This is a genomic window from Bradyrhizobium sp. SZCCHNRI1029, from assembly GCF_032487555.1.
Lineage (GTDB): Bacteria > Pseudomonadota > Alphaproteobacteria > Rhizobiales > Xanthobacteraceae > Bradyrhizobium.
Genome location: NZ_JAUEUK010000016.1, coordinates 27,037 through 39,572 on the forward strand (window position 1 = coordinate 27,037; position 12,536 = coordinate 39,572).

14 protein-coding genes are annotated in these 12,536 nt (G+C 66.3%); 10 read left to right on the plus strand and 4 right to left on the minus strand.

The features are described from left to right. Positions 1–8: 8 nt before the first annotated feature. The 3 genes from QW861_RS31530 to QW861_RS31540 all read left to right on the plus strand — a co-directional run bounded on the left by QW861_RS31530 (position 9) and on the right by QW861_RS31540 (position 2,572). Entirely contained in the window at positions 9–974 is a 966-nt protein-coding gene (locus QW861_RS31530) for an MBL fold metallo-hydrolase (protein ID WP_315714948.1), read from the plus strand. 39 nt (positions 975–1,013) lie between these two features. Beyond that, the gene (locus QW861_RS31535; protein WP_315749172.1) at positions 1,014–2,120 is read left to right on the plus strand and encodes a tetratricopeptide repeat protein; all 1,107 of its coding nucleotides are present in this window, start codon (positions 1,014–1,016) and stop codon (positions 2,118–2,120) included. A 113-nt stretch (positions 2,121–2,233) separates the two neighbouring features. Further along, positions 2,234–2,572, plus strand: a complete 339-nt coding sequence (locus tag QW861_RS31540) for an antibiotic biosynthesis monooxygenase (protein ID WP_315749174.1) — start codon at positions 2,234–2,236, stop codon at positions 2,570–2,572. Between the two features lie 15 nt (positions 2,573–2,587). Here QW861_RS31540 and QW861_RS31545 read toward each other — a convergent pair whose 3' ends face one another. Continuing rightward, positions 2,588–4,099, minus strand: coding sequence for an acetyl-CoA acetyltransferase (locus QW861_RS31545; protein ID WP_316193937.1), 1,512 nt, complete (start codon positions 4,097–4,099; stop codon positions 2,588–2,590). A gap of 134 nt (positions 4,100–4,233) precedes the next feature. On the opposite strand from QW861_RS31545, the gene yghU reads away from it, so the two are divergent. The 3 genes from yghU (at position 4,234) to QW861_RS31560 (ending at position 7,037) form a co-directional block, all read left to right on the plus strand. Beyond that, positions 4,234–5,154: a glutathione-dependent disulfide-bond oxidoreductase gene (gene yghU, locus QW861_RS31550; RefSeq protein WP_410051844.1), complete on the plus strand. Its 921-nt coding sequence runs from the start codon at positions 4,234–4,236 to the stop codon at positions 5,152–5,154. A gap of 347 nt (positions 5,155–5,501) precedes the next feature. After that, on the plus strand, positions 5,502–6,701 hold the full coding sequence (locus QW861_RS31555; RefSeq protein ID WP_316193938.1) for a molybdopterin-dependent oxidoreductase: 1,200 nt from the start codon (positions 5,502–5,504) through the stop codon (positions 6,699–6,701). Positions 6,702–6,713: 12 nt separating this feature from the next. Further along, a complete protein-coding gene (locus QW861_RS31560) occupies positions 6,714–7,037 on the plus strand; it encodes a cytochrome c (protein ID WP_316170577.1) in 324 nt (107 codons plus the stop codon). Between the two features lie 25 nt (positions 7,038–7,062). Here QW861_RS31560 and QW861_RS31565 read toward each other — a convergent pair whose 3' ends face one another. After that, positions 7,063–7,674: a flavin reductase family protein gene (locus QW861_RS31565; RefSeq protein ID WP_316164373.1), complete on the minus strand. Its 612-nt coding sequence runs from the start codon at positions 7,672–7,674 to the stop codon at positions 7,063–7,065. A 177-nt stretch (positions 7,675–7,851) separates the two neighbouring features. Here QW861_RS31565 and QW861_RS31570 point away from each other — a divergent pair, with 177 nt between their 5' ends. Next, a complete protein-coding gene (locus QW861_RS31570; protein WP_316193939.1) occupies positions 7,852–8,142 on the plus strand; it encodes a hypothetical protein in 291 nt (96 codons plus the stop codon). Between the two features lie 66 nt (positions 8,143–8,208). On the opposite strand, the gene QW861_RS31575 is transcribed toward QW861_RS31570, so the two are convergent. Together QW861_RS31575 and QW861_RS31580 are read right to left on the minus strand one after the other, a co-directional pair. Further along, positions 8,209–9,042, minus strand: a complete 834-nt coding sequence (locus tag QW861_RS31575; RefSeq protein ID WP_315714939.1) for an alpha/beta hydrolase — start codon at positions 9,040–9,042, stop codon at positions 8,209–8,211. 166 nt (positions 9,043–9,208) lie between these two features. Then, on the minus strand, positions 9,209–9,988 hold the full coding sequence (locus QW861_RS31580; protein ID WP_315749184.1) for an SDR family oxidoreductase: 780 nt from the start codon (positions 9,986–9,988) through the stop codon (positions 9,209–9,211). Between the two features lie 178 nt (positions 9,989–10,166). Between QW861_RS31580 and QW861_RS31585 the strand changes: the two genes are divergently transcribed. The 3 genes from QW861_RS31585 to QW861_RS31595 are packed head-to-tail and all read left to right on the plus strand — an operon-like array spanning position 10,167 to position 12,333. Then, positions 10,167–10,961, plus strand: a complete 795-nt coding sequence (locus tag QW861_RS31585) for an enoyl-CoA hydratase/isomerase (protein ID WP_315749186.1) — start codon at positions 10,167–10,169, stop codon at positions 10,959–10,961. After that, complete coding sequence (locus QW861_RS31590) at positions 10,958–11,947, plus strand: phosphotransferase family protein (protein ID WP_316193940.1); 990 nt, start codon at positions 10,958–10,960, stop codon at positions 11,945–11,947. The genes QW861_RS31585 and QW861_RS31590 overlap by 4 nt, the downstream gene beginning before the upstream one ends. Continuing rightward, complete coding sequence (locus QW861_RS31595) at positions 11,947–12,333, plus strand: DUF6285 domain-containing protein (protein WP_316193941.1); 387 nt, start codon at positions 11,947–11,949, stop codon at positions 12,331–12,333. Before QW861_RS31590 ends, QW861_RS31595 begins: the two co-directional genes overlap by 1 nt. Positions 12,334–12,536: the final 203 nt, after the last annotated feature.

Consider the following 12,536-nt stretch of genomic DNA (forward strand, 5'->3'; position numbering starts at 1 on the left):
GGACCCTGGTGCTATCGGCCGCGACGGCCGCGGCTGCCTTGGGTCTCGATGCGGGACTAGCCGTCGTTGCCGCCAAGCCGCACCGCCGCACTGAGGATCCCGCACGCGGCTATCGCCGGATCACGATCGGCGAGGCGGAGGTGATCGCCCTCTACGACGGCGTGTGGGAAAAGCCGCACGAGGCCGGCTTCATCAGCAATGCCAGCATCAGCGACGTGAAGGACGCACTGCGCGCCGCTGGTCTGAGCCCAGCCTTCGTCCCGGTCCCGATCTCCACCTTCGTGGTGCGGCTGAAGGGCAAGACCGTGCTCTGCGATGCCGGCGGCGGTGGTCAGGTGCAGGGCTACAATTCCGACTCGATCTTCGTTTCGGGTCGCATGCTGGACAATCTGAAAGCAGCCGGCATTCGCCCGGAAGACATCGACACCATCCTGATCTCGCACTTCCATCCCGATCATATCTTCGGCCTGCTCGGCGAGAACACCGACGCGCCGGTGTTTCCCACCGCCGAGATCATCGTGGCTGCGGCCGAGTACAAATTCTGGACCGATGCATCTCTGACCAGCCGGCTGCCGCCGTGGCGGCAGGCGCTGGCGCGCCGCATCCAGAGCGTGATCCCGGGCTGGAAGAACGTGCTGCCGGTCGAGGGCGAGGACGAGGTGGTGCCCGGCATCCGCTTCGTCAGCGTCCCCGGTCATACCCCGGGGCACACCGCGTTTCATCTCGGCTCCGGAGCGGAGCAACTGATGATCTCCGGCGACACCGCCTATGTGCCGGCGTTGTGCCTGCGCCATCCGGAATGGCACGGCGCCTATGACCAGGACGGCGCGGCTGCCGAGGTCAGCCGGCGCAGATTGCTCGATCGTATCGTTGCAGAAAAGATGTTGGTTTGTGGATCTCATTTTCCGTGGGCCGCGTTCGGTCGGCTCACCCGCGATGGCGCCCATTATGCGCTCGACCTGCTCCCCGCGTGATCCCGGACCGGCCTCGGAAGAGAGGTTCGGGATCGCGCCATGACGACGCATTATGAGGTGCTCGGCGTATCGCCGCGGGCCGATCTCGACACGATCAAGCGGGCGTTCCGCCAGGCCGCCAAGGCGCACCATCCCGACCTCCGGGGCAGCGCCGATGCGGCGTCGGAGCATCAGCTCAAGCTGATCATCGTCGCCTACAACGTGTTGCGCGACGCGGGCCTGCGTGCCGAATACGACGCCCATCTCGCCTCCGAGCGCGACCGCGTCCGCCGCGAACGCTGGGACGCCATCCTGCAGTTTACCGCGGCGACCGCCGTGCTGAGCGCGGTCCTGATCGGCCTCGAGATTCTGCTGTTGCCCTCCGCCGGTGACTGGATGAGCAGGCAGGCGACGCGCTCGATCGTGACACCGTCGCCGCAGGCCCGATCGGGGCCGCAGCGCAAGGTCGCAGGTGAGACCGTCCCGGCGCCTGCCGTCCAGGATGCGACCGGAGCCGTGCTCCCGGTGCCGCCTCCGGCGGCGGAGGCCCCCGCGCCGCCTCCGCCGGCAGAGCCGAAAGCGGCAGAGCCGGTCGTCCCGGCTGCGCCGATGACCGCCGCATCCTTGGTGAAGCGCGCGATGGACCGCAGCCGACAGGGCGATCTCGAGGGCGCCGTCGCCGATTTCGACGAAGCAATCCGGCTCGCGCCCCGCAATGCCGATCTCTATCACTACCGCGCCAAGGATCTGGTCCGCATGGGCCGCTTCGACCGGGCGCTTGGCGATTATGAGCGGGCGATCCGGCTGGATCCGCACAACCCGATGCTGTTCCACGATCGTGGACTTGCGTTCCAGCGTAAGGGAGATCTCGACGAAGCCCTTGTCGATCTCGACCACGCCGTGCGCATGGGCTTCAGCGATGCCGCAACGTACAGCGACCGGGGCACGGTGTGGCTGGCAAAGGGGCACTACGACCGCGCGCTCGCCGACTTCAACCAGGCGCTCAAGCTGGATCCGGAATTGGCGGTCGCGGCCGCCCGGCGTGACGAGGCGCTCGCGCGCAAGCGCGACCAGCAATTGGCGGGCGACGACAGCGCGCCTCCGGCGGCTGCGGAGACCACGGGCACGGTGCCTGCCAACGTGAAGCCCAGGCGAAGTGGGCGCTGAGCGCCGGCCCGTGATCCGCACTCCGACATCCAGGACGCGGCGGGCAGCGTTGTGCTCACACCTGTCGGCGCGACCGTTCCATCGCGCGGCGGTTTGCGATCCAGGAGCGCGCCATGAGCGTCTACGTGTCCGTCACCGGCTTCCGCTCGCATCGCGGCCTCACGCGGCGGGCGCGATTCTGGTGGCACACGCTGCGCGCCGTCCGCCAGGCGCGTGCGGCTCCCGGGAATCTGCGCGTCGAGCTTCGTCCGGTGAATGGCATCTATCACACGCTGACGGTCTGGACCGACGAAGCCAGCATGCGCGCCTATGTCAGAAGCGGCGCGCACCGCCGCGCCATGATCGGCTTCCGCGACCTCGGTGGCGGCAGGACGCTCGGCTTCGCGGCGGAGCGCGATCCCGATTGGGAGACGGCCTATGCGCGCTGGCAGCACGAGGCGCGGGAGGTGTGAGTCGACGGAAGCGAACTAATTCGTCCGCCACTCCGGCACACCATCGGCGACCATCGTGATCGTGCCGAGCGCGCCGACCGGCGACCGGTCCTGATCCATCAGCCGCGCCAGCGTGGCTGCGTCCTGCGCCGGCACGCGCGCCAGCGTGCGCGTGTCCTGCTCGGTGCGCAGCATCACCACGCCATGCTCGACTTCGCCGTTGCGATCGAACAGCGCGGTGAAGCTCTCGACCCTGCCGCCGCCGCCGGCCTCGCTGACGAACTCCGGCGCGGCGGCGCGATGCCGATCGGCCTCGGCCTGCACGCTCACCTCCTGCGACAGCGATGACGGCGGCTCGCGCGAGATCACCAGCGCATGATGCTTGGTGACGAAGCCGCCCTGGCCGTACAGCAGGCCGCGCCTGGCGCCGCCGCGCAGCCGCCGCACCATCGCGCAGGCGGCATGCGTCATGTAGGTGTTGAGCGGCGCGCCGAAGAAGGTCAGCCCGCCGGTGACGGTCGGCTCCACGTCAGCGCCGAGGCCGAGGATCCGCCGCGCCATCTTCGGCACGCAGGGAAAGCAGCTGTAGAGCTCAATGACGTCGAACGCCGCGCCGTTGCCGCCGACGATGTTCATCGCGGCCCGCAGCACGGCGTTCTGCGGATGACTTTCGGCGAACTGATCGCGCGTGAGGTAGTCGCGCGGATCCTCCGCCGATGCGCCGCCGAGCGGATAGATCATGCGGCTGTCGGCAATGCCCGCCGCACGCGCCTTGGCCAGGCTGGTCAGGATCAGCGCCGCGCCCATGTTGACCATGGGATTGGCGACCATCAGCTTGGTGTAGGGCCAGGCGATCGGGCGGTTGTCGGCCGACGGAGTCGTGATCTCCTCGGGCGCGAAGTGCCGCTTCAGCCAGGCGTTGGGATTGTAGGCGGCAACCGCGGAAAAGCGCGACCACAGCTCGCCGGATTCGGCGAGCGCCTGCCGCGTCGTCTGGCCCCATTTGGTTGCGCTCGCGACTTCGTAGAACGGATAGACCGTGACCGGACGGAACACGCCGAGCTTCACCGCCAGCGGCTTCTGGAATGCAGCGCCGCGCTTCGGCTCCTCGACGTCATGCGCGAACGGCGTCCACGGCAGGGTCACGCCGGCGCGTTCGGCCTTGGTCGCCGTCGATTGCGCCTCGGCGCCGCAGACCACTGCGACCTCGCATTCGCCGCGCGCGATGCGCAAGGCGGCCTCGTGCAGCAAGCGGATCGGGCTCTCGCCGCCGACGGGACCGTAGTGGCAGTGCGCCGGGCTCACGCCGAGCCGCTGCGCGAGAAGCTGCTCGGGATCGCGGTAGCGCCAGCTCAGGAAGTTGACGACGTCGAGCGAGCCGGTGTCCTGGATGAGCTTGGCGCCCGCGTCATTTTCCGCGCGGCGGATCGCCTGTTCGAGCAGCGCCAGCGGCTCGAGACCGTCGCCGATGTCCTTGGGGCGATCGACGATCTCGCCCACGCCGACGATCACGGGAATGCGGTCGGGGGGCAGGGGACTTGCAGTCATCGGCGTTTCCAGGAGCCGGCCCGCGACGGACCGTCATTGTTGTCTTGTCTCCGTTCTGTCATCGCAGGTTCGACCGCGCAATGCAGAAAATGCTGATGGCGCCCGCGCGCAGCGTGGCTTCCGCTCGACGGCATATGCGCCTAAAACGCTCGCTCCTGACGCTCACGCCGGAGTCTGCCGTGTCTGAACAGAACAGCTATGTGCCGCCCAAGGTCTGGACCTGGAACAAGGCCAGCGGCGGCCGCTTCGCCAACATCAACCGGCCGATCGCAGGTCCGACGCACGAGAAGGAATTGCCTGTCGGTCGTCATCCCTTGCAGCTTTATTCTCTGGGAACGCCGAACGGCGTAAAGGTCACAGTGATGCTCGAGGAGCTGCTGGCGCTCGGCCACAGCGGCGCCGAATATGACGCCTGGCTGATCCGGATCGGCGAGGGCGATCAGTTCGGTTCGGGCTTCGTCGCCATCAATCCCAATTCCAAGATCCCGGCGCTGCTGGATCGCAGCGGGCCGGAACCGATCCGCGTGTTCGAGTCCGGCGCGATCCTGGTCTATCTGGCCGAGAAGTTCGGCGCCTTCCTGCCGACCGAGCCGGCCAAGCGCGCCGAATGCCTGTCCTGGCTGTTCTGGCAGATGGGGGCTGCGCCCTATCTCGGCGGCGGCTTCGGCCACTTCTATGCCTATGCGCCGACCAAGATCGAGTATGCCATCGACCGCTTCGCGATGGAGGTGAAGCGCCAGCTCGACGTGCTCGACCGCCGCCTGGCCGAAAGCGAGTATCTCGCCGGCCCCGACTACACCATCGCCGACATCGCGGTGTGGCCGTGGTACGGCGCGCTCGCCAAGGGCCTGCTCTACGAAGGCGGCGAGTTCCTCTCGGTGCAGGACTACAAGAATGTCCAGCGCTGGACCGACCAGATCGCGCAGCGTACCGCTGTGAAGCGCGGCCGCATGGTCAACCGCGTCTCCGGCGATCCCAAGAGCCAGCTCCACGAGCGCCACGACGCCAGCGACTTCGAGACCAAGACGCAGGACAAGATCGGGCAGGGCACGTAGTTGCGCGTGTGGGGTGCACAAAGGAGCGGCGAGCTCATCGCGGCGTGCAACAACCGTGGAGCGCGCCGTGCCCAACGTCATCCCTCGCCGGCGCCGTCGGTGGGCACGCGCCGCCTGACGGCCCCGATTGCCCGCCCCTGCGGTTCGATGCACGATTGCTCTTGTTGCACGTGCGAAGTCTCGGCCGTTGCCGCGCTGCGATGCTATGATTGCGGACGTTCGCGGCTTTTCTCGCAGTGAGAGAATGTGCAACGATCAATTCGCAGCGGCCGTGCATGCCGCTAGATTTCGATGAGAGCCGGCGGTGATGACCGCGGGTTCAAAACGACCACTCCGGAGGGAGTTGCATGATCGACAGACGTGATCTGCTCAAGGGAGCAGGGCTGGCGGCGCTGCTGGGCGGGTTTGGCGCGACTCGCGCGCTGGCCGAGGACACCGTGACGTTGCCCTTCGCCAACGGCGAGCGCCCGCTGGTGAAGTATCCGCAGAAGCGGCCGATGATCGGCCTGACCAGCCGGCCGCCGCAACTCGAAACGCCATCCGGGGTGTTCAATGACGGCGTGATCACACCGAACAATGCCTTCTTCGTCCGCTATCATCTGGCGGGCCTGCCTTACGATCTCGATCCGGACAGGTTCACGCTCGCGATCAAGGGGAAGGTCGACAAGCCGCTCAAGCTGTCGCTCAAGGACATCCGGAAGATGAAGGCGACCGAGATCGTCGCCGTCAACCAATGCTCCGGCAACAGCCGCGGCTTCTTCGAGCCGCGCGTCGCAGGTGGCCAGCTTGGCAACGGCGCCATGGGCAATGCGCGCTGGCGGGGCGTGCCGCTCAAGACCGTGCTCGACATGGCGGGCGTCCAGGCCGGCGCCAGACAGGTCACCTTCGGCGGCATGGACGGACCGGTGATCGACAAGACGCCGGACTTCGTCAAGGCGCTCGACCTCGATCACGCCATGAATGGCGAGGTGATGCTGGCCTACGGCATGAACGGCGAGGATCTGCCGTTCCTCAACGGCTTTCCGCTGCGCCTGATCGTGCCCGGCTATTACGGCACCTACTGGGTCAAGCACCTCAACGAGATCACCATCATCGACAACGTGTTCGACGGCTTCTGGATGAAATCGGCCTATCGAATTCCAGACACGCCGAACAACGCCGTGGAGCCCGGCACCACGCCGAAAGCGACGATCCCGATCAACCGCTTCACGGTCCGCTCGTTCATCACCAGCCTGGCCGATGGCGCGAAGCTCAAGGCGGGCAGGGCGATGCTGCGCGGCATCGCATTCGACGGCGGGGCGGGAATCAAGCAGGTCGCGGTCTCGACCGACGGCGGCAAGACCTGGACCGACGCCAAGCTCGGCAGGGATCTCGGGAAATATTCCTTCCGCGAGTGGAAGCTGGCGGTGAAGCTTGCCGCGGGATCCCACGATCTCAAGGTGCGTGCCACCAGCAACTCCGGCGAGACGCAGCCGGAGACGCCGCGCTGGAATCCGGCCGGCTATCTGCGCAATGTCATCGAAACCGTCCGCGTCACGGCGGCCTGAGGAGCAGCACCCATGCAGCGGACGTTTTTCCTCGTCGCCACGCTAGCCACCGGACTTGGCTGCCTTGCGGGCAGCCCCATCGCCCTGACCGCGGCGCCAGTCAACTACCAGGTTCCGCAGGAGACTGCCGCCTTCAAGCCCGGGCCCGATCTCGCCGTAGTGCAGGGCAACTGCACGGCCTGTCACTCCTCCGACTACATCAAGACGCAGCCGCCGATGCAGAACAAGAAGGAGTTCTGGCAGGCCGAAGTCACCAAGATGATCAAGGTTTATGGCGCCCCGATCGACGCTGCCGATGTCGGCAAGATCGTCGACTATCTCGCCGCAACCTACTGACGCCAGGGCCCGGCGGCCAGGGCGTTCAGCCAGCGCCCTTCGCCGGCGGGAAATCCATCCGGTCGTCGGTGCGGCAATAGCGGTCGGCGAACATGCGCCCGACAGGATGGAACAACTCCATCTCGACCCGCATCTTCTCGGTGTCCCACAATTCGTCACGGATGTGGAAGGCGAGGCCTTCGCCGAGCACCAGCACGCGATCGCCATTGACGTCGATGAGCTGCCAGGTCTTGCACTCCATCGCGAACGGCGCCTCCGCCAACCGCGGAACGCCGATCATCCGGGACGGTGTGAGCTTGAGCCCAAGGTGATCCGGCTCGCCGATCTCGGGCGGAAAGTCGCCGCCGGTCTCGTGCATCGCCTGCGCCAGGGGCTCGTCGGTGATGTGGACCACGAACTCGCCTGAGCTGCGGATGTTGACCAGCGTGTCCTTGATCCGGCCGTCCGGCCGCAGGTTGATCGCGAACACGCACAGCGGCGGGTCCTCGCCGAGCACGTTGAAGAAAGAGAACGGTGCGGCGTTGACCACCCCGGTCTCGCCTCTCGTCGTAACCCAGGCGATCGGCCGTGGCAGCACGAAGGAGGTCAGGATCTTGTAGCGCTCGCGCGGGCTGAGATCGGTGGCGAGGTATTCCATGTAGAGGCCTCTGATGCGTCGGTTCCCCGACCGTAGTGGGCCGCGACGCGATCCGGAAGCCAATAAAGCGGGCAGGGGTGCGCACCTCGGCGTCGTCGCGGGAAATTCCATGTTTCCGGGAACGGCTCCGCCAGCGCCACGTTCGGACAGCACGGCAACTACAAATGGAGGTCGCCCATGAAACCAATGATCAGTCTGATGGCTTGCGCATTCGTCGTCTCGGCCACGTCAGCGCTGGCGCAGGGCAGCCCACAGACCACGCCGCCGCCGAGTGCGCAGAATTCCGGAGCAGGCATCCAGGGCGCGCCTGGCAACAAGAACGGACCGGGCACTGAGACGAAAGGCGGCACCGTCGGCTCGTCCACGATCAACCGCCATAATCCGGACGTCAGCGCTCAGGACCCGTCGAACATCAAGGGCATGCCGGGGAATAAGAACGGCCCACCGGCCAAGAAACCGCAGGACTGACGCCTGCGATGGCAGCTGCGCGATTGCGCGGCTGCCATCGCACGCCAGCGCTGAGGTGTCGTCAGATCAGGGCAGGGCCGCTGCGCCGTTGGTCACGATCAGATTGTCGGTGTCTGCCGGGGCCAGTTCGCTCGTCGCATCGCCGCCGAGATATTTGTCGAGCGTCGCCTGGATCCGTTCCCGCGCCGTGTAGGGGCCGCGGTCGCTCATCCAGGTGTGCTGGAACTCGGTCTTGATGATGTCGATGCCGCTCTTCTTGTCGACATGCGTTGGCAGAACGCCGGGGTCGGTCTTGAACTGCGGATCATCCGAGCGGAACGACAGGATCTTGAGCTTGTCCCTGATGACGAAAGGAACGCGCAGATTGTCGAGCGTCACCACCTGCGAGACGATGTTCGGATGCTCCTTGGCGAAATACATCGCGGTATCGCCGCCATTGGAGTGGCCGACCAGGGTCAGGTGATCGTAGTCGGCATTCGGATGACGCTTCTTCATCTCGTTCAGCACGCAGAGGATGTTGGCCTCGCCTTTCCGGTAGACGTCGAGCCGGCCGACATAAGGCATCCCGACCTTGGTGACGAGCGGCGGATCAGTCGGAAGGTCCTGCTGGACGCTGGCGACAAGGTAGCCGCGCGCGGCGAACACGTTCGCGAGGAAGGAGTACTCGGTGTTCTTCACTGTGTTGCCGTTGCTGATGATGGCGACCGGCAGCCGCCACAGCCCGGCATTGGCCTTCATCTCGTAGTCCTTGCGCACGGCGACATCGACATTGATCGACCGCTGCCGCGCGGCATCGAAGAACTCGCGGCTTTCGTGCTGAATGCCCCATTTGGCCATTGCAAAGTAACCGGCCACAGCCAGGGCAGACACACAGGCCAAAACCGTCACACCGCGCTTCATGGTATCCTTCCTTGGACGTCTCTCCGTTATGTGATGGAAGACAACGCCCGGGTCACGGGGGTGTGGCAGCCAGGGGTGGATTAAATTTCCGAAATCTTGCAGTGCAGCACGGGAACAATCCGCGGTTGGTGAACCGGCGCGCCGGCTCACCTCCCACTGCGAGGAGTCAGAATGCGGTATAGCCGCCGTCGATCACGAGGCAGTCTGCGGTGTGATAGGACGACGCCTTGCTCATGAGGTAGACGGCGATGCCGCCGAAATCCGACGGCTCGCCGAAGCGGCGCACCGGGATACGCGGCATGACGTTGGCAACGAACTTCTCGTTTCCCATGATGCCTGCGGTCATGTCGCTCTTGATCCAGCCAGGCAGGATCGCATTCGCGGTGACGCCGTGGCGTGCGAGTTCGACGGCGAGCGCGCGGCACAGCGCATTGATTGCCGCCTTGGTTGCCGCATAGTGCTCGTTCCGCGCGGTGCCGAACAGCGAGGCGAGGCTGGAGGTCGCGACCAGGCGGCCGAACGGATCGCCGGCTTCGGCGCGCGCGGTCATGTGCTTGGCGGCGGCCTGGAAGGCATGGAAGACGCCGTCGAGATTGGTCGCGAACATTGTGCGCCATTCCTCCTCGCTGCGCTCGATGAAGGGCTTGCGGCCGCCGCCGCCGATGCCGGCGTTGGCAAAGCAGCCGTCGACGCGACCGAAGGTGTCGAGTGTCGCCTTCATCGCCTCGTTGACGGAAGCAGGGCTTGTCACGTCGCAGACATGGGTATCGACCCTGCCGGGCCCCGCGGCCATCGACGCCGCAGCCGCCTTGTTCTTCTCGGCGTTGCGGCCCCAGATCGAGACGTTGCAGCCACTGGACGCAAGTGCCTGGGCGATTCCGAGGCCTATGCCTCCATTGCCGCCGGTGACGACGGCCACACGGCCGGTGAGGTCGAACATGCTCATGGGGTTCTCTTGGGCGTTTCCGTGATGATGTGAGCGCGCTGCGCGCCGCTTCGGTTATTGGGATGATCCAACCATGGACAAGCGAAGCGCAAAAATCAAATATGCTGACAGAACCATGCCGCGCTTCAAATTTCCGCGGCGAAGAATGCACTGACCGAAAAGCTCTTGAGAGGAAAACATGCAGTTCAAGCACGTCACGCTCGATTTCGACGGGCCCGTCGCCGTCCTCACGCTCGATCATCAGGAGGTCATGAACGCGGTCTCGATCGACATGCTTGGCGGGCTCGCCGAGGCGCTCGACGAGATCGAGGAGAAGAAGGCCGAGGTGCGCTGCCTGGTCGTAACCGGCGCGGGGCGAGCGTTCTGCACCGGTGCCAATCTGCAGGGCCGCAATGCGCAGGCGAAGCCCGGCCGCAGCAATGCGGGCGCCGCGCTCGAGACGGCCTTTCATCCGTTCCTGCGCCGCTTGCGCAATCTGCATTGCCCGATCGTGACGTCGGTCAACGGCCCGGCCGCCGGTGCTGGCATGAGCTTCGCGCTGATGGGCGACATGATCCTGTGCGCGAAGTCCGCGTATTTCCTGCAAGCCTTCCGCCGCATCGGTCTCGTTCCCGACTGCGGCTCGACCTGGCTGTTGCCGCGCCTCGTCGGCAAGGCGCGCGCGATCGAGCTGTCGCTGCTCGGCGAGAAGCTGCCGGCCGAGACGGCGCTGCAATGGGGCCTCGTCAACCGCGTCTATGACGATGCGGCCCTCAAGGAGGAAACGATGAAGCTCGCGCGCGAGCTCGCCAACGGGCCGACGGTGGCGCTGGCGCAGATCCGCAAGCTTTATTGGGACAGCCCGGAGAACTCGTTCGAGGAGCAGCTCAACGCCGAATTCCAGTCGCAGCGCATCGCGGGCGGCACGTCGGATTTCAAGGAGGGCGTCACCGCGTTCCTCGAAAAGCGCCCGGCCAAGTTCAAGGGCCAATGATCGAGGCCGAGCTGTCGCGCTGCGTCGCCTCGTTCATGCCGGGGGCGACTGGCGTGCGCGGCGCCGCGAGACTCTCCGGCGGGGCCAGCCAGGAGACGTGGCGCTTCGACATCGTCCATCCCGGTGGTGATGTCGGCGCCATCCTGCGCCGCTCGCCGAAGGGCTACGGCGCCGCGCCCGGGCGTGCCGCCGGGCTCGACAACGAGGCGGCGCTGATGCGGCTCGCTTGTGCGGCCGGCGTGCCGTCGCCCGAGGTACTGCACGTGCTACGGCCGGAGGACGATCTCGGCGCCGGTTTCATCATGCGCCGCGTCGAGGGCGAGACCATCGCGCGCAAGATCCTGCGCGATGCTGAATTCGCCGAGGCGCGGCCGCGCCTCGCGCGCCAGCTCGGCGGCATCGCTGCCGGCATCCACGGGATTCGACGCGAGACGCTGCCCGCGTTGCGCGAGATGAACGCGACCAGGGAGATCGCGGAGCTCGCGCGCGAATATCAAAGCTTCGACTGGCCGCGCCCGGTGTTCGATCTCGCGCTGCGCTGGCTGTCGCACAACGATCCCGGCCCCTCGGCGGAGGTGACGCTGGTGCATGGCGATTTCCGCAACGGCAATCTCATCATCGGCCCCGACGGGGTGCGCGCTGTGCTCGACTGGGAGCTCGCCCATCTCGGCGATCCCATGGAGGATCTCGGCTGGATCTGCGTCAACTCCTGGCGCTTCGGCGAGATCGACAAGCCCGTCGGCGGCTTTGGCTCGCGCGAGGAGCTGTACGCGGGCTACGAGGCCGCTGGCCGCAAGGTCGATGCCGGCAGGGTGAAGTTCTGGGAGGTCATGGGCACGTTGCGCTGGGGCGTGATGTGTTGCGGCATGATGCAGCGGTTTCGCTTGGGTCCCGACCACTCGATGGAGCGCGCCATGATCGGCCGCCGCGCGTCGGAGACAGAGATCGATCTGCTGCGGCTGCTGGCGCCGAGAGGAGAGGGCTGATGCAGGACGAACCGACGCCGACGGAGCTGGTGAAGGCGGTCGCGGATTTCCTGCGCACCGACATCGCGCCGCTGATCTCCGGGCACCCGGCGTTCAAGCTGCGCGTGGGAATCAACGCGCTCGATCTGGTGGTGCGGCAGTTGACGCAGGCTGCTCCGGCGGATGCCGCGGAGCACGCGCGGCTGAAACAGCTATTGAGACGAGACGGCGACTTGCTCGAACTGAATCGTGTGCTTTCCGAGCAGATCGCCAGTGGTGCCGTCGATCTCGGCACGCCGGGACTGAAGGACCACCTCTGGCAGACCACGCTCGACAAGCTCGCTGTCGATCAGCCCAACTACGCGTCCTACAGGCGCGAGGCGGGGAGGGGCACCAGCGATGCTTAGCTCTCCGCCGTCATTGCGAGGAGCGCCAGCGCCGAAGCAATCCAGACTGCTTCGGCGGTGGGACTCTGGATTGCTTCGCTTCGCTCGCAATGACGGCGGCGGGAGCTGGACAGGCGTTGCGATCACCTCGGCCGTCGTCCCGGGGCGCGACGCAGTCGCGAGCCCGGAATCCAGACTCCCGTTCGTGGTCACGGATTCCGGGC

Excerpts from the sequence above, each read along its gene's own strand:
- QW861_RS31535 (WP_315749172.1), top strand. The coding sequence starts at position 1,014 with ATGACGACGCATTATGAGGTGCTCGGCGTATCGCCGCGGGCCGATCTC.
- QW861_RS31540 (WP_315749174.1), top strand. The coding sequence starts at position 2,234 with ATGAGCGTCTACGTGTCCGTCACCGGCTTCCGCTCGCATCGCGGCCTC.
- QW861_RS31545 (WP_316193937.1), bottom strand. The coding sequence starts at position 4,099 with ATGACTGCAAGTCCCCTGCCCCCCGACCGCATTCCCGTGATCGTCGGC.
- yghU (WP_410051844.1), top strand. The coding sequence starts at position 4,234 with ATGCGCCTAAAACGCTCGCTCCTGACGCTCACGCCGGAGTCTGCCGTG.
- QW861_RS31555 (WP_316193938.1), top strand. The coding sequence starts at position 5,502 with ATGATCGACAGACGTGATCTGCTCAAGGGAGCAGGGCTGGCGGCGCTG.
- QW861_RS31560 (WP_316170577.1), top strand. The coding sequence starts at position 6,714 with ATGCAGCGGACGTTTTTCCTCGTCGCCACGCTAGCCACCGGACTTGGC.
- QW861_RS31565 (WP_316164373.1), bottom strand. The coding sequence starts at position 7,674 with ATGGAATACCTCGCCACCGATCTCAGCCCGCGCGAGCGCTACAAGATC.
- QW861_RS31570 (WP_316193939.1), top strand. The coding sequence starts at position 7,852 with ATGAAACCAATGATCAGTCTGATGGCTTGCGCATTCGTCGTCTCGGCC.
- QW861_RS31575 (WP_315714939.1), bottom strand. The coding sequence starts at position 9,042 with ATGAAGCGCGGTGTGACGGTTTTGGCCTGTGTGTCTGCCCTGGCTGTG.
- QW861_RS31580 (WP_315749184.1), bottom strand. The coding sequence starts at position 9,988 with ATGAGCATGTTCGACCTCACCGGCCGTGTGGCCGTCGTCACCGGCGGC.
- QW861_RS31585 (WP_315749186.1), top strand. The coding sequence starts at position 10,167 with ATGCAGTTCAAGCACGTCACGCTCGATTTCGACGGGCCCGTCGCCGTC.
- QW861_RS31590 (WP_316193940.1), top strand. The coding sequence starts at position 10,958 with ATGATCGAGGCCGAGCTGTCGCGCTGCGTCGCCTCGTTCATGCCGGGG.
- QW861_RS31595 (WP_316193941.1), top strand. The coding sequence starts at position 11,947 with ATGCAGGACGAACCGACGCCGACGGAGCTGGTGAAGGCGGTCGCGGAT.